Source organism: Amycolatopsis sp. BJA-103 (genome assembly GCF_002849735.1).
Taxonomy (GTDB): domain Bacteria; phylum Actinomycetota; class Actinomycetes; order Mycobacteriales; family Pseudonocardiaceae; genus Amycolatopsis.
In genome coordinates, this window is the sequence record NZ_CP017780.1 from 2629232 (window position 1) to 2649775 (window position 20544).

The 20544-nt window shown below is 70.3% G+C and carries 19 protein-coding genes; 9 read left to right on the top strand and 10 right to left on the bottom strand.

Annotation, left to right across the window (positions count from 1 at the left end; all coding sequences use genetic code 11):
• Positions 1 to 129: 129 nt before the first annotated feature.
• From BKN51_RS11055 to BKN51_RS11070, 4 genes are all read right to left on the bottom strand, one after another.
• Entirely contained in the window at positions 130 to 1326 is a 1197-nt protein-coding gene (locus BKN51_RS11055; protein WP_442857690.1) for an IS30 family transposase, read from the bottom strand.
• A gap of 259 nt (positions 1327 to 1585) precedes the next feature.
• Positions 1586 to 2671, bottom strand: a complete 1086-nt coding sequence (locus tag BKN51_RS11060; RefSeq protein ID WP_101607552.1) for an iron-siderophore ABC transporter substrate-binding protein — start codon at positions 2669 to 2671, stop codon at positions 1586 to 1588.
• A 113-nt stretch (positions 2672 to 2784) separates the two neighbouring features.
• Positions 2785 to 4542: an ABC transporter ATP-binding protein gene (locus BKN51_RS11065; protein WP_101607553.1), complete on the bottom strand. Its 1758-nt coding sequence runs from the start codon at positions 4540 to 4542 to the stop codon at positions 2785 to 2787.
• Positions 4539 to 6224 (bottom strand): ABC transporter ATP-binding protein, encoded by a 1686-nt coding sequence (locus BKN51_RS11070; RefSeq protein WP_101607554.1) that lies wholly within the window; start codon positions 6222 to 6224, stop codon positions 4539 to 4541. The genes BKN51_RS11065 and BKN51_RS11070 overlap by 4 nt, the downstream gene beginning before the upstream one ends.
• A gap of 145 nt (positions 6225 to 6369) precedes the next feature.
• Here BKN51_RS11070 and BKN51_RS11075 point away from each other — a divergent pair, with 145 nt between their 5' ends.
• Together BKN51_RS11075 and BKN51_RS11080 are read left to right on the top strand one after the other, a co-directional pair.
• Complete coding sequence (locus tag BKN51_RS11075) at positions 6370 to 7413, top strand: FecCD family ABC transporter permease (RefSeq protein WP_101613173.1); 1044 nt, start codon at positions 6370 to 6372, stop codon at positions 7411 to 7413.
• A gap of 23 nt (positions 7414 to 7436) precedes the next feature.
• Complete coding sequence (locus BKN51_RS11080) at positions 7437 to 8474, top strand: FecCD family ABC transporter permease (protein WP_101613174.1); 1038 nt, start codon at positions 7437 to 7439, stop codon at positions 8472 to 8474.
• Here the strand turns inward: BKN51_RS11080 and BKN51_RS11085 are convergent.
• Positions 8455 to 9306, bottom strand: a complete 852-nt coding sequence (locus BKN51_RS11085) for a DMT family transporter (protein ID WP_101607555.1) — start codon at positions 9304 to 9306, stop codon at positions 8455 to 8457. The two genes, BKN51_RS11080 and BKN51_RS11085, sit on opposite strands and share 20 nt — an antisense overlap.
• Before the next feature lie 41 nt (positions 9307 to 9347).
• Between BKN51_RS11085 and BKN51_RS11090 the strand changes: the two genes are divergently transcribed.
• From BKN51_RS11090 to BKN51_RS11100, 3 genes are all read left to right on the top strand, one after another.
• Entirely contained in the window at positions 9348 to 9872 is a 525-nt protein-coding gene (locus BKN51_RS11090) for a DinB family protein (RefSeq protein WP_168214310.1), read from the top strand.
• 17 nt (positions 9873 to 9889) lie between these two features.
• Complete coding sequence (locus BKN51_RS11095; protein WP_101607556.1) at positions 9890 to 10600, top strand: MBL fold metallo-hydrolase; 711 nt, start codon at positions 9890 to 9892, stop codon at positions 10598 to 10600.
• An 86-nt stretch (positions 10601 to 10686) separates the two neighbouring features.
• Positions 10687 to 11796: an LLM class flavin-dependent oxidoreductase gene (locus BKN51_RS11100; RefSeq protein ID WP_101607557.1), complete on the top strand. Its 1110-nt coding sequence runs from the start codon at positions 10687 to 10689 to the stop codon at positions 11794 to 11796.
• Here the strand turns inward: BKN51_RS11100 and BKN51_RS11105 are convergent.
• From BKN51_RS11105 to BKN51_RS11120, 4 genes are all read right to left on the bottom strand, one after another.
• Entirely contained in the window at positions 11779 to 12366 is a 588-nt protein-coding gene (locus BKN51_RS11105) for a class F sortase (RefSeq protein WP_101607558.1), read from the bottom strand. The two genes, BKN51_RS11100 and BKN51_RS11105, sit on opposite strands and share 18 nt — an antisense overlap.
• Positions 12356 to 13198 (bottom strand): DUF4397 domain-containing protein, encoded by an 843-nt coding sequence (locus tag BKN51_RS11110; protein WP_101607559.1) that lies wholly within the window; start codon positions 13196 to 13198, stop codon positions 12356 to 12358. Before BKN51_RS11110 ends, BKN51_RS11105 begins: the two co-directional genes overlap by 11 nt.
• Positions 13199 to 13222: 24 nt before the next feature.
• Positions 13223 to 15058: a glycosyl transferase gene (locus BKN51_RS11115; RefSeq protein WP_101607560.1), complete on the bottom strand. Its 1836-nt coding sequence runs from the start codon at positions 15056 to 15058 to the stop codon at positions 13223 to 13225.
• A gap of 90 nt (positions 15059 to 15148) precedes the next feature.
• Positions 15149 to 15916, bottom strand: a complete 768-nt coding sequence (locus tag BKN51_RS11120) for an IclR family transcriptional regulator (RefSeq protein WP_101607561.1) — start codon at positions 15914 to 15916, stop codon at positions 15149 to 15151.
• A 41-nt stretch (positions 15917 to 15957) separates the two neighbouring features.
• On the opposite strand from BKN51_RS11120, the gene BKN51_RS11125 reads away from it, so the two are divergent.
• Together BKN51_RS11125 and dmpG are read left to right on the top strand one after the other, a co-directional pair.
• Complete coding sequence (locus BKN51_RS11125; RefSeq protein WP_101607562.1) at positions 15958 to 16860, top strand: acetaldehyde dehydrogenase (acetylating); 903 nt, start codon at positions 15958 to 15960, stop codon at positions 16858 to 16860.
• Positions 16857 to 17891, top strand: a complete 1035-nt coding sequence (gene dmpG / locus BKN51_RS11130) for a 4-hydroxy-2-oxovalerate aldolase (RefSeq protein ID WP_101607563.1) — start codon at positions 16857 to 16859, stop codon at positions 17889 to 17891. The genes BKN51_RS11125 and dmpG overlap by 4 nt, the downstream gene beginning before the upstream one ends.
• Here dmpG and BKN51_RS11135 read toward each other — a convergent pair.
• Positions 17882 to 18475, bottom strand: a complete 594-nt coding sequence (locus BKN51_RS11135; protein WP_101607564.1) for a TetR/AcrR family transcriptional regulator — start codon at positions 18473 to 18475, stop codon at positions 17882 to 17884. The genes dmpG and BKN51_RS11135 overlap by 10 nt on opposite strands.
• A gap of 102 nt (positions 18476 to 18577) precedes the next feature.
• Between BKN51_RS11135 and BKN51_RS11140 the strand changes: the two genes are divergently transcribed.
• A complete protein-coding gene (locus tag BKN51_RS11140) occupies positions 18578 to 19498 on the top strand; it encodes an oxygenase MpaB family protein (RefSeq protein WP_101607565.1) in 921 nt (306 codons plus the stop codon).
• 12 nt (positions 19499 to 19510) lie between these two features.
• Positions 19511 to 20536: an LLM class F420-dependent oxidoreductase gene (locus BKN51_RS11145; RefSeq protein ID WP_101607566.1), complete on the top strand. Its 1026-nt coding sequence runs from the start codon at positions 19511 to 19513 to the stop codon at positions 20534 to 20536.
• Positions 20537 to 20544 lie beyond the last annotated feature (8 nt).

The window sequence follows — 20544 nt, forward strand, 5'->3', positions numbered from 1 at the left end:
TACAGGAAGGGGGCCTTCATGTACTCGGGGGAAGGGGACCTTTGCGCGCCGCCGTCCGTGACTGCCGGGCTGGCGGGTGTCGCTGAGACTGTGGAGGGAGATCACGTAGTCCGTGAAGGCCTGGCGGATTCAACTGGTGGTTGCAATGCTGGTTGTTTCGTCTGGGAAGAGTAGCCGCCGCAGGCACTCGGCTGGTGTTAGCCAGCCGAGTGTCTTACGCGGTCGTTCGTTGAGCTGTGCGGCGGCCGCGGCGAGGTACTCCGCGGAATAGACCGAGAGGTCGGTTCTCTTGGGAAAGTACTGCCGCAGCAACCCGTTGGTGTTCTCGTTGGTCCCCCGCTGCCAGGGCGAGTGCGGATCAGCGAAGTAGACCTGCACCCCGGTCTCCGCGGTGATCCTGGTGTGGTGAGCCATTTCCTTGCCCTGATCCCACGTCAGCGACGCCATCATCGACTCGGGCAGAGTCGCGATCATCGCCGCCATCGCCTCGGCCACCGTCGCCGCGTCACGCCCGTCGGGCAAGTGCAGCAACATCACGAACCGGGTGGTGCGCTCCACCAGCGTCCCGATCGCCGAACCGTGCCCGGTCCCGCAGATCAGATCACCTTCCCAGTGTCCCGGCACCGCCCGGTCCTCAACCTCGGCGGGACGCTCGGAGATGTTGACCATCCCCTGGATCCGTCCCGGCGCCCGTTCCCTGCGCACCTGAGCCTGACGCTGCGGTTTACGCAACGCCCGCCCGGTCCGCAGACATGCGGTGAGCTCACGGCGCAGCGCGCCGCGGGATTGCACGTAGAGCGCTTGGTAGATCGTTTCGTGCGACACCTGTAACTCCGGGTGGTCCGCGTAGTTCTCCCGCAAGACTTTACTGACCTGCTGAGGAGACCATTTCTGCAACAACCCGTCCTGCACCAGGTCCCGCAGGTGACCGTCGACGGCGAGTTTGGCGACCTTCGGCCGCTTCGCTCGCCGCGCCGCCGCGGCCTGGGCCACGCTGGCCCGATACTCCCGACCCGCCACGGTGTTACGGGCCAGCTCCCGAGAGATCGTCCCAGCGCTCCGCCCGAGAATCCTGCCGATCTCCGCCTGGGACTCACCCCGCGCCCGCAGAACCATGATCTCCTCGCGTTCGGCCAGCGACAGGAACCGGTCCGACAACAAGCGGGGTGCGTTGCTCATCACCCCGCCAGCCTCACGGAACCACCGTGAACACGTCGTATGACCGATCCCGAGCACCTGGGCCGCCGGCTTCGCCGGCAACCCAGCCCGCACCAACCCCCAGAACCCGACCTTCACCTCACGCGGCAACTCCCCAACACCCAGCACCCGCAACACCCACCCACCTCAGAGCATTGCAACCACCCCATGAACCCAAGCCTCCTTCACTACCTTCAGGGTAGGCAAGGAGGCCTTCACGGACCTGCGACCAACTCCAGCCACAACAGCAGGTACCTAAGACCCCTTCGGCACTAACCAGAATAGCCACCCCCGCATTTAGAGGACTAAATGCGCGCTCGACAAAGACCCACAGCACGAAACAGGGCCGCGAGCGGAAAGCTCGCGGCCCTGTTCCTACCCGAACGGCTCAGGAAGCGGGTTTGACCTCGGTCTTCGGATCGCCGTCGACAGCGGCGGCGAGCTGCGGGACGATCCGGTCGACCACGTAAGGCAGGCTCAGCACGGTCACGAAGGAGACGGCGCTGCCGTAGGTGCCTTCGTTCTCGATCAGGATCTCACGCTTTTCCTTCGCCACCTTCAGGCCGGTGTAGAGCGCGTCCTTGCCGAAGATCTCCTGCGCCTTGGCCGGGGTGTCGATGAGCCACACGAGCGCGTCGCGGTCGAGCAGGTCGGTCCGCTCGGCGCTGATGGCCTTGCCGAACTTGTCGCCGATCGCGGCGTCGAGGTCGGCGGGCAGCTTGAAGCCGAGTGATTCGAGGATGCGCGAGCGCGGGTCCTGGCTGCCGTAGACGAAGTAGCCCTCGTAGGTCGAGGCCATCAGGCCCGACTTGCCCGCGAACTCCGGGTGCTCCTTACGGACCTGGGCGAACTTGTCCTCGACGCCCTTGACCAGTTCGTTCGCCTTGGTCGAGCGTCCGACGGCCTGGCCGACCTTCTTGGTCGCCTCCTGCCACGGGATGCCGTAGTCGTTGTACTCCTTGGGCTGCGCGACTACCGGGACGCCGATCTGGCCCAGTTTGTCGTACTGCTCCTTGGTGAGCCCGGAGTACAGCGCGATGATCAGGTCCGGCTTGAGCGCGGCGATCTTCTCGTACTGCGGTCCATCGACGTCCTTGAGGACCTCGGGCAGCGCGGCGCCGCCGAGCTTGTCGGTCGCCCACGGGGCGATGGTGCCGGGGAACTTGCCGAGCCACTCCGTGACCCCGACCGGGACCACGCCGAGGGCGAGCAGCGCGTCCTGCTCGGTCAGGCCGACCGTGACGACGCGTTTGGGCTCCTGGGTGATGGTGGTGCTGCCGTACTTGTGCTCGATCGTGGTCGGGAACGCGTTCGCGTCGACGGCGCCGCCCGCGGAGTTCTGCGCGGCCGGGGTGGCCGATTCTCCGCCACCTCCGCATGCGGTGAGCGTGGCGGCCAGCACCAGGGTGGACGCCAGCACGCCGGCGGTCTTCAGGCGCCCCCGCGCAGCGGAGAGGGTGGAGATTCGGGCCATCGTCCGTCCTTCTTGATCGGCGACCCGGCGAAATGCCGGATTAATCGAAATTCAGGTTTGGCTAACCTAAGACGCCGAACGGCCGATTGCAACCGGCGACGCTGCGTCCCGGGTCACGTCCGTGAACGGTTGTCCGACCAGGCCGCCCACAGCGTTGCGTACTGACCACCGGAGGCCACGAGCTCGTCGTGCGTCCCGCTTTCGACGACCGCGCCCGCGTCGAGCACGACGACGCGGTCCGAGGCCGCCGCTTGGGTCAGCCGGTGCGCGACGACGAGACCGGTCCGGCCTTCGAGTGCGGCGGCCGCGGCGGCTTCGAGGGTTTTCGCGCCCGCGCTTCCGGCTTCGGCGGTGGCCTCGTCGAGGATCGCGATCGGCGGGTCCGCGAGGACCAGCCTGGCCAGCGCCAGCTGCTGGGATTGGGTGACGGTCAGTTGATGCCCGCCTTCGCCGACCACGGTCGCGAGACCGTCGCCCAACGCCTCGGCCCATCCGCGCGCGCCGACCTTTTCCAGTGCCGCCAGCAGTTCCGCGTCCGACGCGCCGGGCTTGGCCAGGCGGAGATCGTCCGACAGCGAACCGGCGAAGACGTGCACCTCCTGACTGATCAGCGCGACGGCCTGCCGGGTGGCGGACGGCCCGAGTTCGTCGAGCGGGACCCCGCCGACGGAGACCGTGCCCGACCCCGGGGTGTGGATCCCGGCGATCAGTTTGGCCAGCGTCGTCTTCCCGGCTCCGCTCGCGCCGACCAGCGCGACCCGCTCGCCGGGGGCGAGGCTCAGGTCGACGTCGCGCAGTACCGGGTGTCCGTCCACATAGGAATGGGAGACCCCGGCCGCCTTCACCGACGCGTCAAGGGGTTTCGCGGGCCGTTCGGGCTCGCGCGGGGCAGGCAGGTCGGCGACGCCGATCAGCCGGGCGAGGCTCGCTGCGGCGGCCTGCGCGTCGTCCACCAGCGCCAGCGCGGTGTTGATCGGCCCGAACAGGCTGTGGAAGTACAACGCCGCCGCCGTCGCCGCGCCGATGGTCACCGCGTCGGCGCCCACCAGCAGGAAACCGGCCGCGAGCACCGCCGAGAGGCCGACGAACTCGGCGAGGTTCAGCCGGGCGAAGAACGTCGTCATCAGCCGGACGCCGCGCAGCATCAGCTCCATCGCGCCCTCGGATCGCTGCCGGACCCGCTCCACGTGGGCGTCGGCGAGCCGGAACGCGCGGACGGTCTTCGCGCCGCCGATCGTGTCGAGCAGTTGCTGCTGCTGCGATCCCGTCGCGATCCGCTGCTTCGCGTACAACGGGACGGCGTTGCGGACGTACCAGCGCACGGTGTGCAGCTGGATCGGCGTCGCCAGCAGCGCGGCCAGGAGGAATCGCCAGTCGAGGACGGCGAGGGCGCCGAGCGTCAGCACGATGGTGAGCGCCGAGCGGCCGAGCTCGGGCAAGGCGTCGCGGACCGCCCTCGCGACCACCATGACGTCGTTGGTGACCCGCGCGGTCAGGTCGCCGGAGCCCGCGCGTTCGACCTGCTCGAGAGGCAGGCTCAAGGCCCTGTCGACGAACCGCTCGCGCAGCTCCGCCAACAGGGTTTCGCCGAGCCTCGCGGTCAGCGAGACACCCACCGCCGTCGCGATCGCCTGCGCGACGGCGACCAGGACGAGCGCGACCACCGGGGTGGTCAGCTCGGTCGCGGGACGCTTCTCGACGACGAGATCGACGATCTGGCCGAGCAGGCGGGCGGTGAGCAGCCCGATCGCGGTCGCGCCGACGAGCATCGTGAGCGCGCCGGCGGCACGGCCCTTCGAGGTGCGGAGCAGTTCGCCGAGGACGGCGCGGATCCGCTTGCCGTCGGCGGTGGGGAGGAGCTCGCGGGTCATGACAGCACCGCCGCGCGGTAGTCGGCGCGATCGCGGGCGAGGTCGGCGTGGCCGCCCTCACCCGTGACCCGGCCGCCGTCGAGGACGACGACGCGGTCGGTGACGGCGAGGAGGGCGGGACTCGTGGTCACCAGGATCGTGGTCCGTCCTTGTCGTAGCCGGGCGAGCCCGGTGGCGATCTTCGCCTCGGTCACCGTGTCCACCGCCGTGGTCGGGTCGTGGACGACGAGCACCGGCGCGTCCGCGGCGAGCGCGCGGGCAAGGGCGACGCGCTGCCGCTGGCCGCCGGAAAGGGAGCGCCCGCGTTCGGTGACCGCGGTCGCGGTGCCGTCCGGCAACGCCGCCGCGACCTCGTCCGCCGCCGACGCGGCCAAGGCCTCGTCGGAAGAGGAGCCACCGGCGTGGACGTTCTCCGCCAGCGTTCCTTCGAACAGGTCCGCGTCGTGCGCGGCGACCAGGACGACTTCCCGGACGCGCTCGGGGTCCACAGTGGACAGGTCGACGCCGTCGACGTGGACCTTGCCCTCGGCGGGATCGCCCGCGCGGCCGAGGCAGTCGAGCAGGTCGGTCGCGGTGGCCGGGTCGGTGGCGACGACGCCGATCAGCTGACCGGCGGGGATTTCGAGGTCGACACCGCGGAGGCTGCCGTACGAGACCTCGGTGAAGCGGACGTTCCCGGTGGGGGGCGAGGGGAGTTCGCCGTCACCGGCCTCGACCGCGGTCGGCGTGGTCAGCAGGTCGGCGACCCGGGACGCAGAGGCGCGGCCCTGGGCCAGTTCGCCGTTGACCCACCCGAAGATCAGGAACGGGGTGAGCAGGAACTGGGCGAGCCCGACAGCGGCGACGAGGTCGCCGACGCTGATCGACCCCGACGACGCGAGGTTCCCGCCGACCAGGGCGACGATCGCGATGAAGATCCCGGTCAGCGCGAGCACCGCGCCGTCGTGCCAGGCCTTGGCCCGCGCGGCGCGCAAGGTCGCCTGGAGCGAGTTCTGGCTCGTTTCGCGATAGCGGGCGACGGCGGCCGGTTCGGCCCCGATGCCTTTGAGGACCCGCAGGCCGGAGACCAGATCCGTGGCGACCCCCGAAGCGTGCGCCGACCGCTCCTGTTCGGCTTCGCTGCGACGTTCCAGCGGCTTGCCGATCAGATGCGCGAGGTACAGCAACGGAGGTGTGCCCAGAAGGACCAGGAGGCCCAGCGGCAGCGAGATGCGCAGCAGGGCGACGGCGCTGACCAGGACACCGGCGAGCGCGGCGATCCCGAACGGCAGCGCCGCGTTCACGACCCCGACCCGTTGCGCGTCGCTGGTGCCGATGTTGACCAGTTCGCCCGCCAGCTTGCCGCTTTCGGCGCCGCCACCGGGATGCAGGACGCGCCTGCTGATCGCGAGACGGATGTCGTGCGCCGCCCGGAGCGAGGCGCCTTCGGCCGCGCGCGCGGCGAACCGGTAGCTATAGGACAGTCCCGCGAAGACCACGCCGAGTACGGCGAGCCAGAACACGAGCGTGCCCGCCGAACCGCCGGCGACGGCCTGGTCGATGACCACGCCGATGATCACCGGGACGAGTGCTTCACCGCCTTGATGGCAGGCGGCGAGCACGGATGCGACGGTGACTTGCCGTCGCTGCCCGGAAATCGCCTGGCGCAGAACGCTCCGGCTGGTGGTGGCCGTTGCGGGCACCGGCGCCTCCGTTCTCTTTCGTCAGTGGGTGAACCTGCCCCGGCTCCGCCAACTGGCCCAGGGGTAGGTAAGGCTAGTCTAAGTAGGTAGCTCGTTGAGGTGGACTCCGGCGTTCGGTCAGCTCGCCTCGTTCGAAGGAGGTTCCGTGGTCGTCACCGAACGCGCGCCCGCGGCGGCGTCCCCGCCGGGCACGGCGGCGCGGACGTTCCGCGCGGGCGGTCTGGTGCTCGGGCTCGCCCTGCTGGCGCTCGTGTTCCTGCTCAGCATCTGGGTGGGGTCGAAGAGCATCCCGTTCACCTCCACCTGGTCGGTGCTGTGGCACAACGACGGCTCGACCGACGCGGTGATCATCCACGACCTCCGCATCCCGCGGACCCTGCTGGGGGTCGTCGTCGGCGCGGCGTTCGGCCTGGCGGGCGCGGTGATGCAGGCGCTCACCCGGAACCCGCTCGCCGACCCCGGCCTGCTCGGGGTCAACACCGGCGCCGCGGCCGCGGTCGTCTCGGGGATCGCTTTCGTCGGTGTCACCAGCGTGCTCGGCTACATCTGGTTCGCCTTCGCGGGCGCGGCGCTCGCCTCGGTCCTGGTGTACGTCCTCGGCTCGGCCGGGCGCAGCGCCACCCCGGATCGCCTCGTGCTCGCCGGGTCGGCCGTGATGGCGGTGCTCCAGGCCTACATCGTCGGTGTCCTGTTGCTGATGCCCGAGACGTTCAACCAGTTCCGGTTCTGGAACGTCGGCTCGCTCAGCGGCCGGAAATGGGACGTGTTCTGGCAGATCTCGCCGTTCGTCGTGGTCGGCGCGATCATCGCGCTGCTGCTCGCCCGGCCGCTCAACGTCCTCGCGCTCGGAGACCAGACCGGCAAGGCCCTCGGCGCCCACGTCGGCCGCACCCGGGTGCTCGGTGCGATCGTGGTGATGCTGCTCTGCGGCGCGGGTACCGCGGCCATCGGGCCGGTCCTGTTCCTCGGTCTCGCCGTGCCGCACGCCGCGCGGCTGCTGGTCGGCCCGGATCAGCGCTGGGTCCTGCCGTACTCGATGCTGCTCGCGCCGATCGCGCTGATCGGCGCCGACGTCGTCGGCCGCGTGCTGAACCCACCGGAGGAACTGCAGGCGGGCATCGTGGTCGCGTTCCTCGGGGCGCCGGTGTTCATCGCGCTCTGCCGACGCAGGAAGCTGGCCCGGCTGTGACCGCGATCAAGGAGCACCCACCGATGAGCACCCGCGTCCTGCGCACCCCGGGCGGCGGACTTTCCCTGCGGGTCACCCCGAGGGCGGCGATCGTCGTCGTCGTGCTGGCCGTCGCCGTGTTCTTCGTCGGCGCGGTCAGCATGACCACCGGCGACTACCCGCTGTCCGTCGGCGAGGTCATCCAGACGCTGTTCGGTTTCGGCGACCGGAGCACCGAGTTCATCGTGACCACCCTGCGGCTGCCGCGGCTGCTGACCGCGCTGCTGGTCGGCGGCGCGCTCGCGGTCAGTGGCGCGATCCTGCAGAGTCTTTCCGGGAATCCCTTGGGCAGCCCCGATTTCATCGGCTTCACCGAAGGCGCCGCAGCCGGCGCGCTGCTGACGATCGTCGTGGTGCACGGCGGGATGCTCCAAGTCTCTTTCGGCGCGCTGGTCGGCGGAGTGGTGACAGCGGCGCTGATCGCGCTGCTCGCGTTCAAACGCGGCGTGCACGCCTTCCGGCTGATCCTCGTCGGGATCGGCGTGAACGCGATGCTCATCGCGTTCAACTCCTACCTGATCACCCGGGCCGCCCAGCAGGACGGCCTGGCGGCGCAGGCCTGGCTGGTCGGCGGGCTGAACGGACGCGGCTGGGAGCACGTCGTGCCGGTGGCGATCGCGATCGCCGTCCTGCTCCCGCCCGCCTTCGTCTACGGCAGAAGGCTTTCCCTGCTGGAGATGGGCGACGACTCGGCCAAGGGGCTCGGCGTGCCGGTCGAACGGAGCAGGCTGGTGCTCCTCGGTGTCAGCGTCGGGCTGTGTTCGATCGCGACGGCGGCCGCCGGTCCGATCGCGTTCCTGGCCCTCGCCGCGCCTCAGCTGGCGAAACGGCTCACGCGCTCGTCCGGACCCGGGCTCGCCGCGGCCGCGCTGATGGGCATGCTCCTGCTGGTGATGAGCGACCTGATCACCCAGCAGTTGTTCGCCGGGCTGCCCGTCGGTCTCGTGACCGGGGCGATCGGCGGGCTGTACCTGGCCTGGCTGCTGGTGTCCCGGCGCGGGGTCAGCCGGTCTGCGCGCTGACCGGCTCGATCGGCGCGGGTTCGCCGAAGCGGGCGAGGGCCAGCGCCGCCGAAACCGCGAGGGCGAACCCGACCACCGCCACGGCCGCGAAGCCGGGCCTCGTGGTGTCGCCCAGCACGATCACGCCGACCAGGGAAGGGAAGACGGTCTCGCCGATCACCATCATCGCGGTCGAGGTGGTGACACTGCCCCGCTGCAGCGCGGTGGCGTAGAACAACATCGCCAGCGCGCCCGCCACGGCGAGCGTGTAGGTGGCCGGGTCGGTCAGCAGGTCCAGCGGGGCGAGGCTGGTGAGCACGCGGCCGGAAAGGGCGACCACGCCGAAGCACAGCCCGGCGATCAGGCCCAGCGCCGGTGTCCGGATCCGCCGCGGCGCGCGGCCGGCGAGCATCCCGGCGGTGCCGAGCACGATCACCGCGCCCACCAGCACGAGCCGGAAGCCCAGCCCGGTCGCCGCCGAGCCCTCGCTCTCCGCCGACATGCCGAGCAGCGCGAGCCCGGCGCAGACGACCGCCACCGCCGTCCACTCGCGACGTCCCAATCGGACACCGAGCGTCCGCGCCGCGACCGCCGTCACGGCGAGGCTTCCCGCCAGCGCGGCTTGGACCACGAACAGCGGCAGCACGCGCAGGGCGGCGAGCTGCGCGACGAAACCGACGACGTCCAGCGCGAGGCCCGCGACGAACTTCCATTGCCGCAGCACGCGGACGAGGAGCTTGGGGTCGACACGATCTTCGTCACCGGAAGTCGCCTTCGCGGCTATCGCCTGCATCACCGAAGCGACGCCGTACGCACAGGCCGCGAAGAACGCGCAGACAAGTCCCCACCACATGGAGAGTCAGCCTAGTCCTGTCCGATGTGTAAGGTGGTCGGATGTCGAACACGAGTTCGAGTGTCGCCGGGCCGGTGGATCGGTCCTGGCCGGACGCCATCGCCGAAGACGAGGCCGGGATCCAGTGGGACTTCCTGCGCTTCCTCCGCGCCACCGCGGTGAACAAGGTCGCGGGGCTGACCAGGGAACAGGCGGCCGCGACGCCGTTGCCCGCGTCCCCGAGGACGAGCGCGCTGGGAGTGCTCAAACACCTGACCGCGGTGGAGCGCTGGTGGCTTTCGATCGAGGCGGGCGGCGCAGACCTGCCGTCGCTGTGGGAAGGCTCACCGGATCCGAGCTGGGACCTGGCCGATGCGGACGACCCGCGCTCGGTCGTCGAGGCCTACCGGGCCGAGTGGGCGTTTTCGGAGTCGTCGCTGGCCGGGGTCTCGCCGGACGAGCGGGCGCGCCGGTCGGGGAAGTTCACCGTCCGATGGGTGCTCGCGCACGTCCTGCAGGAGACCGCGCGGCACGTCGGGCACCTGGACGTCTTGCGGGAGCTGGCCGACGGCACGGTCGGCGAATAGCGCCGTAAGGTGTGCGCATGGCTGACAGGCTGTACTTCCGGCAGTTGCTCGCGGGCCGTGACTTCGCGGTGGGGGATCCGGTCGCGACGCAGATGGTCAACTTCGCTTACCTGATCGGCGACAGAGAGACGAACGAGGCCGTCGTCGTCGACCCGGCGTACGCCGTGGGTGATCTGCTCGACCTGCTGGAATCCGACGGCATGCGGCTCACCGGCGTCCTCGCCACGCATCACCACCCCGACCACGTCGGCGGCGAGATGATGGGCTTCTCACTGCCCGGGATCGCCGAACTGCTGGAGCGGGTCCAGGTGCCGATCCACGTCAACGGCGCGGAAGCCGAATGGGTCCGCCGCACCACCGGCGTCTCCGGAGCCGATCTGCGCTCGCACGAACACGACGAGGTCCTCGAGGTCGGCGCGGTGCCGATCCGCCTGTTGCACACGCCGGGACACACGCCCGGCAGCCAGTGCTTCCTCGTCGACGGCCGGCTCGTCTCGGGTGACACGTTGTTCCTCGAAGGCTGCGGACGGACCGACTTCCCCGGCGGTGATGCGGAAGCGATCTACCGGAGCCTGCAGTGGCTCGCCGGACTGGACGGGGATCCGGTCATCTACCCAGGACACCAGTACTCGGCCGAACCGTCGGCGAACCTTTCACGGGTGAAGGACACGAACTTCGTGTTCCAGCCGAAGTCTCCGGACGAATGGCGGCTGATGTTCGGCGGCTGAGCGAGGCGGGGCGGCAGGCGTCCAGATCGCGGGACGCGAGGCCCGCCGATTGACCCGGCCCGCCCCGGAAGCCGAAGCTCGGAACCGTGACGCTCAAGCTGCATTGGTTCCTGCCCACCACCGGGGACGGCCGGACGATCGTGGAGCACTTCCACGCCAGTCGCGACGCCGGCGCGAACGCGGCCCGCGAGCCGAGTCTCGAGTACCTCGCCCAGGTCGCCCGCGCCGCCGAAGCCAACGGTTTCGAAGGGGTCCTGACCCCGACCGGGACCTGGTGCGAGGACGCCTGGCTGACGACCGCGGCGCTGATCCGCGAGACGAGAACCCTCAAGTTCCTGGTCGCGTTCCGACCAGGGACGGTCTCGCCGACGCTCGCCGCGCAGATGGCCGGGACGTTCCAGCGGATCTCGCAGGGCCGCGTGCTGCTCAACGTCGTCACCGGCGGCGACGCGGTCGAGCAGCGCCGCTTCGGCGACTGGCACGACCACGACCAGCGCTACGCCCGCACCGGCGAGTTCCTCGAGATCGTGCGAGGAGTGTGGAGCGGCAAGCCGTTCGACTTCGACGGCGAGCACCTGAAAGTCGAGGGCGCGACCTCGCGCGCGGCCCCGGACCCGATTCCGCCGATCTACTTCGGGGGCTCTTCCGCGGCGGCGCTGCCGATCGCGGCCAGGCACGCCGACGTCTACCTGACCTGGGGCGAGCCGCCCGCGCAGGTCGCCGAGAAGATCGCGAAGGTCCGTGAGCTCGCCGAGGAACAGGGCCGGAAGCTCCGCTTCGGCATCCGGCTACACACGCTTTCCCGTGACACGTCGGCGGAGGCCTGGGCCGAGGCGGGCAAACTGCTGGACGCGATCGACCCCGAGCGGATCGCCCACACCCAGAAACAGCTGTCCGCCAGTGAGTCCGTCGGTCAGCAGCGCATGGCGGCGCTGAACAAGGGGAACACCGACGGCGGCGTCCGCGGGCTGGAGATCCACCCGAACCTGTGGGCCGGGATCGGTCTGGTGCGTGGCGGCGCGGGTACGGCGCTGGTCGGCAGTCACCGTGAGGTCGCCGATCTCATCGAGGAGTACCACGCGCACGGCATCGAGGAATTCGTCCTCTCCGGATACCCGCACCTGGAGGAGGCGTACTGGTTCGGTGAAGGCGTCCGGCCCGAGTTGGTGCGCAGGGGACTAGTCCCAGCGCTGTGAGGCGTACACGACGACGTTGTCCCGATAGGACCGTTTCGCCGCGTCGAAGCTTCCGCCGCAGGTGATCAACCGGAGCGCACTCCCCGGCGCGGGGCCGTAGACGGCCTGTGTCGGGAACTCGTTCTTCGGATAGTGCTGGACCGAGTCGACCCGGAACACGACGTCGCCTCCGTCGGACCGCGAGACCCGCACTTCGTCGCCGGAGTGCAGTTCGCGCAGGCGGAAGAACGGCGCCGGTCCCGTGCGCGAGTCGACGTGCGCGGCGAGGACGGCGGGGCCGGGGTCGCCCGGCACCGGACCGTCCTCGTACCAGCCGACGTCGGAGAACCGTTCGGGCGCCTGGAGTTCGCCCGCGGCGCCGAGCGCGAGCGGGATCAGCCCGGTCTGGTCGAACCCGATCGCCGGGATGGTCAGCCGGACCGGCGACACCTCTGCCCTCGCAGGGAGCGGAAGCGGGCCGGACACCGCGGGCGCGACCGTCGCCGCCGGGGGCGGAGGGGTCGCGGCGGGCGCGCAAGCGGTGAGCGCGGCGAGTCCTAAGAGGACGAATACGACACGGTCAGCGATCATGCGCCGGGCGCCGCCGGATCGCCAGGAGAGCCAGCGCGGCCAGCACCGGGAGCGCCGCGAAAGTCCACCATGGCAACGAATTCGAGGACGTCCCGCCGCCACCGGTCTCGACGCCGAGCTTCGGCGGGTCCGGCAGGGTGGCGCCGTCCGCGATCGGCTCGGTCTTCAGCCCGGTTCCGTTCTCCGTCACCAGCAAGCTGGTGGTCGACCCGGCCTTGACGTCCACTGTGGACTCCGACGTCGCGCTGTTGGAGGTCAGCTTCAGCGGCCAGCGTCCTTCAGGGAGGTCGATGTACGGCGTCGTGACACCGTACGCGGCGTCGCTCGCCACGGTTTTCCCGTCCGGCCCGGCGATGCTCACCGGGGTCAGCGCGGCCGAACCCTGGACGACGCGCACCCACCCGCTGCCCGCCGCGGGCGCGGTCAGGTCGTCCTGGACCAGATCGCCCTTCAGACCGCCGCCGGGTCCGTTCGCGAACACCAGCAGGGAGTACGCGCTCGCTTCCTTGATCTCGATCGTCGCGCTCAGCGCGGGCGGAGAGGATGCGGCCGCGTCGGCGGGCCGCATCGAAACGGTGTACGCGCCGGGAGCCACCGAGGAGTACGGCGTCACCGCGCCGTAGCCCGCCTTGCGGACGACGACCTTCTCGGGCTTCCCGAAAGCGGCGAAGTAGACGTCGACCGGCGGGACCTTGGGGGAGAGATGCCCGACGCGGATCCAGCCGACACCCGGACCGGGGGCGGCGTTCGCCGTGAGCGGCACACCGCCGAGCAGCAGCAGGGCTGCGGCGAGCACGCCGGCGGGTCTCAGCAGAGCCGTGAGGGGACGCATGGCGGGGACCTTTCGTTGCCGGGATCAGGGCGCGGAGAACGGCGTGAGCAGCCCGGGCGGCGGGAACAGCGGGTACGTCACGAGCACCCCGCCCGGCACCCGGGTGACGGACGCGGGTTCGAAGGTGGCGCGCTGGCCTGTGTAGAAGTCGGCGATGGCGGCTTCGTCGTTACCGGAGACGACCAGACGGCGTAGCGGCTGACCTGCGGCGACTTCGCCGGTGGCGGAAGGAAAGTCGACCAGGCGGATGGGCCGGAAGGTGGCAAGGGCGGCTACGGTGGCGATGAGCCGGGGATCGACCTGGCCCGCGTTCAGCGCGTCGCGAGTGCGTCCCTCGCACTGAACCTGCTTCGACGACGCCAAGGCCGCACCGGCGCGGGTGCGCGCTCCGGACTCCTCGGTCTCGCCGAGCGGATCCGCGGATTCGCCGACGCGGGAGACGGTGATCGCGTCCGGTCCCGAGCCGAAGACGGCGACCTTGGCGGTACCGGCGAGAAACGCCGACGCTGCCGGGAAACGCGGTCCGTCGCGTTGCCCGGAGGCGGTCAGCACGGCCCACTCCGGGGTCGCGCAGGTCGCCGCGCAGGAGCCGATCGTGATCAGGGAACCGGTCGGCCAGCCGTGTGCGGCGAGTTCGGTCCAGCTCGCGTCGTCGACCAGGACGACGGCGCCGGAAGCGTTGTCCCGCAACCATTCCCGTGCCTGCGTGAGCGCGACCCCGCCGGACGGCGCCGAGCTCAGCCTGCCGAAACCGTGCACCCAGCCGGCGACCGAAACGAGGGTCAGCACCGCGGCCAGCACGAGAGCGGACACGGGATGGCGCATCGGGACCAGGCGGTGCCCGGCTGGCCGTCTGCCCGCCGCGACCGTGGCCGCGACCTCGGCGATGAGCAGCGGGGTCAGCGGGACCAGGAGTGCGAGAGGGAGTTCGACGGGGATCGCGGGCAAGGCGAGGACAGCGGCGATCAGCAGCGCCGACACGGCGAGCGGACGGGTGCGGGGCAGGACCATCCCGGCGACGATCGCGACCATCGACAGCACGACGAACACCGGATCCAGCGCGACCCAGGCGGCGATCCCCGGCGGCCCTGGTTCGGGTAGTTCCGGGCGCAGCGCCGGGCCCGCCGGGCCGAAAGCGATGCCGAGACCGAGCGTGAACACCACGGCGGTGAACGCGACCCGCGAGTCCTCGCGCCGCCGGACCAGCAGCCAGCCCGCCGCGGGCAGCGCCAGCAAGGCCAGCGGTGCCGTGAGCACGGCCGCGAGCAGGCACAACGCGGCCAGGACGTCATGCCATGGCCGTGCTCGCTCGCGGGGTGTCGCGGCGAGGACGAGGGCGGCCAGTACCCAGGTGACGGCGAGATGCTCGACGATCGCCACCCGCTGCAGCCCGATCGCGAGCGGCGACACCGCCATCAGCACGACGGCCGTGGTCGCCGCCCAGAACGGCAGGCCCAGCCGCCGCGCGAGGATCCACAGCAGGACCGCGCACAGCACGGCCGCGACGACCATCGTCTCGCGGACCGCCGTGACCGGGACGAGGTTCCGCTCGAACGCTCGCGACACCAGTGCGTACCCGGCGAGCTGCGCCCAGCCGAACGGTGACGTCCCGGTGCCGCCGGTGCCGGTGAAGGAAGTGAGGTGGCTCAGGGCGAAGACGTGGGCGACGGTCGCCGGTTCGGTGGCGGGAGCAGGTGCCGTCGACGCCAGATCGAGGACGCGCACGCCGCCGGTGACCACGAGGAGGGTGAGGACGACGTCGATGGACAGCAGGCGCCTGGCGGCCGTCTCCACCCGGCGACGGCCGTCGATACTGGCGGGGGCTCGGCCCGGTGGCGCGTCCCCCCGGTGCTGGGCCACCCGCGAAAGCGTAGTCCCGGAATCCCGCTCCGGTAAGGGTTCGCGACTGCTCCATCCGGGCGCGAAAACCTTGCGGTCGTGGAGAATTTCTTACAAAGTACGGGACAGTGCCAACGCGGCCGTGCGGACGGCGGGCGCGACGCGGTTGGTGTGCATGCGATTCGCCCAGCCGGAGATCGACAACGCCGCCACCGCAACGCCTTTCGTGTCGAGCAACGGGCTCGCGGCGCAGACGACGCCGACGCCGGACTCCTCCCGTTCGAACGCGATCCCGTCGCCGCGCACCTTGGCGAGCTGACGGCGCAGAAGACCGGCGGCGGTGATCGTCCGGACGCTGACGCGGGGCAATCCGGCATCGATTACTTGCGCCACAACGGATTCCGGAGAGAACGCGAGGATCGCTTTCCCGACGCCGGTGGCGTGCGCGGGAAAACGGCCGCCGATCCTGGACGGCAGCGACGGTGCGTCCGGTCCGCGCAGGATGTCGAGATAGACGACCTCGGTGCCTTCCAGGACCGCGAGATGCACGGTGTTCCGGGTCGCCTCGCGAAGATCGGCGAGGTACGGGCGCGCCGCCTCGACCAGTCCACGGCGCCGTACCGCCAGTTGGCCTATCTCGAACAGCTTCAGCCCGAGCCGCAGCGCCGAGTCCTCGCGTTCGAGCAGCCCGGTCGCGACCAGGTGGCCGGTGAGCCGGTGGACGGTCGACTTCGCCAGTCCGGTCCGCCGCGCCAGCTCGGAAACGCCGAGGGCGTCGTCGCCGGGCCGGAAGGCCGAGAGCAGCGCGGTGACACGGGCGGCGACGAGGCCGTCCGCTCCGGTTCGTTCCGGGTCGTCGTTCCGCCCAGCGGCACGCATGGGTTGAGTGTGCCCTATCCGCTCGGGAAGCGTCACCTGACATGGCGCAACGGAAAGCGGTGGCCGCGATCGTCGGTCCCGGGAACATCGGAACCGACCTGCTCGCGAAGCTGAGGCGCAGCGACCACGTCGAGGTGCGGTACATGGTCGGCGTCGACCCGGACTCGGACGGGCTGGCGAAGGCCGCCGAACTGGGACTGGAGACGTCCGCCGGGGGCGTCGACTGGCTGCTGTCCCGCGACGAACTGCCGGACCTGGTGTTCGAAGCGACCTCGGCGAAGGCGCACCTGGCGAACGCGCCGCGCTACGCCACCGCCGGGATCCGCGCGATCGACCTGACCCCGGCCGCGGTCGGCCCGTTCACCTGCCCCGCCGTGGGCCTGCCCGAACGGCTGGACGTGCCGAACGTCAACCTCATCACCTGTGGCGGCCAGGCCACCATCCCGATCGTGCAAGCGGTGTCCCGGGTGACGCCGGTGCCCTACGCCGAGATCGTCGCGTCCGTTTCGTCCCGCTCGGCCGGGCCCGGCACCCGGGCGAACATCGACGAGTTCACCGCGACGACCGCGCGCGGGATCGAGCTCGTCGGGGGAGCGAGCCGGGGCAAGGCGATCATCATCATCAACCCCGTCGAACCGCCGATGATCATGCGCGACACGGTGTTCTGCGCGATCGACCCCGACGCGGACTTCGACGCGGTGACCGAATCCGTCCACCGGATGGTCGAGACCGTCCAGGGATACGTGCCGGGCTACACGCTCAAGGCGGATCCCCAGTACGACCCACCCCGGCAGGGCTGGAGCGGGCAGGCACGGGTCGCGGTCTTCCTGGAGGTCGCCGGCAACGGGGACTTCCTGCCGAAGTACGCCGGGAACCTCGACATCATGACCGCCGCGGCCGCCCGCGTCGGCGACCTGCTGGCCACTCAGGGGGTGGCGGCGTGAAGTGGGACGAGATCGATCGCGCGGTCCGGCTGGTCGACACGAGCCTGCGCGACGGCAGCCACGCGATGGCGCACCAGTTCACCGAGAAGAACGTGCGCGACACCGTCCGGGCACTGGACGACGCCGGGATCTCGCTGATCGAGGTCAGCCACGGCGACGGGCTCGGCGGCTCGACGTTCAACTACGGCTTTTCCCTGGTCGACGAACGGAAGCTGATCGCCGCCGCGGTCGACGAAGCACGTCACGCGAAGATCGCGGTGCTGCTCCTGCCGGGACTCGGCACGGTCGGGGACCTGCGGGCGGCGGCCGACCTCGGCGCGGGCGCGGTCCGGATCGCGACCCACTGCACCGAGGCCGACGTCTCCGTCCAGCACTTCGGCGCGGCACGGGACCTCGGGCTGGAGACGGTCGGTTTCCTGATGCTGTCCCATATGTCCACGCCGGAGGCGTTGGCGAAACAGGGCCGGATCATGGTCGACGCCGGTTGCCAGTGCGTGTACGTCGTCGACTCCGCGGGCGCGCTGATCCTGGAGGACGCGGGCGACCGGGTCGCCGCACTGGTGGCGGAATTCGGGGACCAGGCGCAGGTCGGCTACCACGGGCACCAGAACCTGAGCTTCGGCGTCGCGAACTCGGTGCTCGCCTATCGCGCGGGCGCCCGGCAGATCGACGGTTCGCTCGTGGCGCTCGGCGCGGGCGCGGGGAACTCGCCGACCGAGGTCCTCGCGGCGACGTTCGAACGGCTCGGGATCCGCACCGGCGTCGACAAGGACGTGCTGATGGACGCGGCCGAGAACGTCGTGAAGCCCTACATCACGCGGTTGCCGGTGATGGACCGGTCGTCGATCGTGCAGGGCTTCGCGGGGGTGTACTCGAGTTTCCTGCTGCACGCGGAGCGCGCCGCCGAGCGGTACGACGTCCCGGCGCACGAAATCCTTTACCGCGTCGGTGCCGCGAAGTACGTGGGCGGGCAGGAGGACATGATCATCGACATCGCCCTGCAACTGGCCGCCGAGCGGGATCAGGGCTGAGCGTCGGCGCCGAGCACGAGGCGGACGCAATGGTCGATCAGGCGCTCGCGGCTCACCTTGAGCGAGCCGTCGAGATAGGCGATGAACACGTTGCTCAGCGCGCCGACCAGCCCGATCGAGATCATCTGTCGTTCGGCCGCGTCACCGTGGGACAACTGCCCGCTGACCAGTTCCGCGAACGAGGGGAGGAGCGCGACCCCGCGCGTGGTCAGCGCGGGATCGGTGATCGGCGCGAGGAGGAGCACGCGGCCCTTGCGCGGGTCGTCGAGCATCAATCCGACGAACGCGCGGACGGCGGCCTTCGCCCGTTCCGCGGGTTCGGCCGTGTCGCTGACGGCGTCGACGAGGGCCTGTCGCGCCTGCTCGGCGATGTGCTCGTAGACCGCGACGACCAGTTCCTCGCGGTCGGTGAAGCTCTCGTAGAAGTACCGCTCGGTCAGCTTGGCGTGACGGCACACCGCGCGGACGCTCACCCCGGCGCTGCCCTGGGTGCCGAGCAGGTCGAGGCCCGCGTCGACGAGCTGTTCCCGCCGCGCGGCCTTGCGGTCGTCCAGGGTCGTGCCTGCCCAGCTGCGGCCGGCCATGATCGGCTCCTCGTCCTGAATGCGATGTTGACTACGGCCGTTGTCAACTTTAACCTGACAACAGTTGTGGTCAATTTAACCAGCTCATTGAGGAGACCGGGGATGACGCAGCCGCGGCCGCTGGGACCGGATTCGCTGACCTGGAAGTACTTCGGCGACTGGCGTGGGCTGCTCATCGCGCTCTGGGCCGGATCCATGCAGAACATGCACCCCGAGCTGGGCGCGGGCGTCGAGGAGCACTCGCGGTTCTTCGAGGAGCGCTGGCAACGGCTGTTCCGCTCGCTGTACCCGATCGGGGGAGTGATCTACGACGGCCCGCGCGCCCGGCGGACCGCGCTGGAAGTGCGCGGTTACCACGATCGGATCAAGGGCATCGACAAACACGGGCGCCGCTATCACGCGCTCAACCCGGACACCTTCTATTGGGCGCATTCGACGTTCTTCATGAGCGCGATCCTCATCGCCGACAACTTCGTCGGCGGTATCGGCGAGGCCGAGAAGCGGAAGCTGTTCGACGAGCATGTCCAGTGGTACGAGATGTACGGCATGAGCATGCGGCCGGTGCCGGAGTCGTGGGAGGACTTCCAGCTGTACTGGAAGCGCATGTGCGAGGACGTCCTGGAGGACAACAAGGCCACGCGCGACGTCCTCGACATCAAAGACCTCCCGAAACCGCATTTCCTGCCGTGGCTGCCGGATTTTGCGTGGAAGCTCGTGCGCGGGCAGGTCGCGCGGAACTTCGTCTGGCTGACCGTCGGCTTGTACGACCCGCCGATCCGCGAACGGCTCGGGTACACCTGGACCGAACGCGACGAACGACGGCACCGGCGGACCGGGAAACTGATCAACGCGGCGTTCAGGCTGGTCCCGCGGGATCGTCGCTACCACCCTCGCGCCAGGGCGGGCTGGCGCCGGGAGCGTGGCGAACTGGCCACGGACGCGCCGTTGGTCGAGACTCCCGCGAGGAACCTTCCGCCGCTTTCGGAGCGGGGCAAACCCGAGCACTACTCGCCGAACGTCTGATTAGGAGCCTCGATGAAGCTGGGTTACCACCTCGGTTACTGGTCCTCCGGTCCGCCCGAGGGCGCACTGGACGCGGTGCTGAAGGCCGAAGAACTCGGCTTCGATTCCGTGTGGACCGCCGAGGGCTACGGTTCGGACGCCTTCACCCCGCTCGCCTGGTGGGGCGCGTCGACCAGCCGGATCAAGCTCGGCACCAACATCGTCCAGATGTCGGCGCGCACCCCGACCGCGACGGCCATGCACGCGCTGACCCTGGACCATCTGTCCGGCGGCCGGTTCGTGCTCGGGCTCGGCGCGTCCGGGCCGCAGGTGGTCGAAGGCTGGTACGGGCAGCCCTATCCGAAGCCGCTGGCCCGCACCCGCGAGTACGTCGACATCGTGCGGAAGGTCGTCGCGCGTGAGGCGCCGGTGACCCACGACGGGCAGCATTTCCAGTTGCCGCTGCAGGGCGGAACCGGGCTCGGCAAGGCGCTGAAGTCCACAGTGCACCCGTTCCGCAAGGAGATCCCGATCTTCCTCGCCGCCGAGGGGCCGAAGAACGTGGCGCTGTCGGCGGAGATCTGCGACGGCTGGCTCCCGCTGTTCTTCTCGCCCAAGAGCGACGCCTTCTACCGGACGGCGCTGCAGGAGGGCTTCTCGCGCCCGGAAGCCAGGCACGGTTTCGACGACTTCGAGGTCGCGGCGTCCGTCCCGGTGCTCGTCCACGACGACGTCGAGGAGGCCGCGAGCTGGATCAAGCCGTCGCTGGCGCTCTACATCGGTGGCATGGGGGCGAAATCGGTCAACTTCCACCACGACGTCTTCGCCCGGATGGGGTACGAGGACGTCGCCGACAAGGTCCAGGAGCTGTACCTGGCCGGGCGCAAGGACGAAGCGATCGCCGCGATCCCGACGTCGCTGGTCGAGGACACCTCGCTGATCGGGCCTGCGGAGAAGATCCGCGACGAACTGGCCGCTTGGGAGGAAACCGTGGTGACCACCTTGCTGCTGAGGGGCGATGCCGCCACGCTCGCGAAGGTCGCCGACACCCTCTCTTAGCTGGAGCT

Bases quoted from the DNA above. Each gene is read 5' to 3' on its own strand.
- BKN51_RS11060 (WP_101607552.1), bottom strand. From the start codon at position 2,671: ATGGCCCGAATCTCCACCCTCTCCGCTGCGCGGGGGCGCCTGAAGACC.
- BKN51_RS11065 (WP_101607553.1), bottom strand. From the start codon at position 4,542: ATGACCCGCGAGCTCCTCCCCACCGCCGACGGCAAGCGGATCCGCGCC.
- BKN51_RS11080 (WP_101613174.1), top strand. From the start codon at position 7,437: ATGAGCACCCGCGTCCTGCGCACCCCGGGCGGCGGACTTTCCCTGCGG.
- BKN51_RS11085 (WP_101607555.1), bottom strand. From the start codon at position 9,306: ATGTGGTGGGGACTTGTCTGCGCGTTCTTCGCGGCCTGTGCGTACGGC.
- BKN51_RS11090 (WP_168214310.1), top strand. From the start codon at position 9,348: ATGTCGAACACGAGTTCGAGTGTCGCCGGGCCGGTGGATCGGTCCTGG.
- BKN51_RS11095 (WP_101607556.1), top strand. From the start codon at position 9,890: ATGGCTGACAGGCTGTACTTCCGGCAGTTGCTCGCGGGCCGTGACTTC.
- BKN51_RS11105 (WP_101607558.1), bottom strand. From the start codon at position 12,366: ATGATCGCTGACCGTGTCGTATTCGTCCTCTTAGGACTCGCCGCGCTC.
- BKN51_RS11110 (WP_101607559.1), bottom strand. From the start codon at position 13,198: ATGCGTCCCCTCACGGCTCTGCTGAGACCCGCCGGCGTGCTCGCCGCA.
- BKN51_RS11120 (WP_101607561.1), bottom strand. From the start codon at position 15,916: ATGCGTGCCGCTGGGCGGAACGACGACCCGGAACGAACCGGAGCGGAC.
- BKN51_RS11125 (WP_101607562.1), top strand. From the start codon at position 15,958: ATGGCGCAACGGAAAGCGGTGGCCGCGATCGTCGGTCCCGGGAACATC.
- BKN51_RS11135 (WP_101607564.1), bottom strand. From the start codon at position 18,475: ATGGCCGGCCGCAGCTGGGCAGGCACGACCCTGGACGACCGCAAGGCC.
- BKN51_RS11140 (WP_101607565.1), top strand. From the start codon at position 18,578: ATGACGCAGCCGCGGCCGCTGGGACCGGATTCGCTGACCTGGAAGTAC.
- BKN51_RS11145 (WP_101607566.1), top strand. From the start codon at position 19,511: ATGAAGCTGGGTTACCACCTCGGTTACTGGTCCTCCGGTCCGCCCGAG.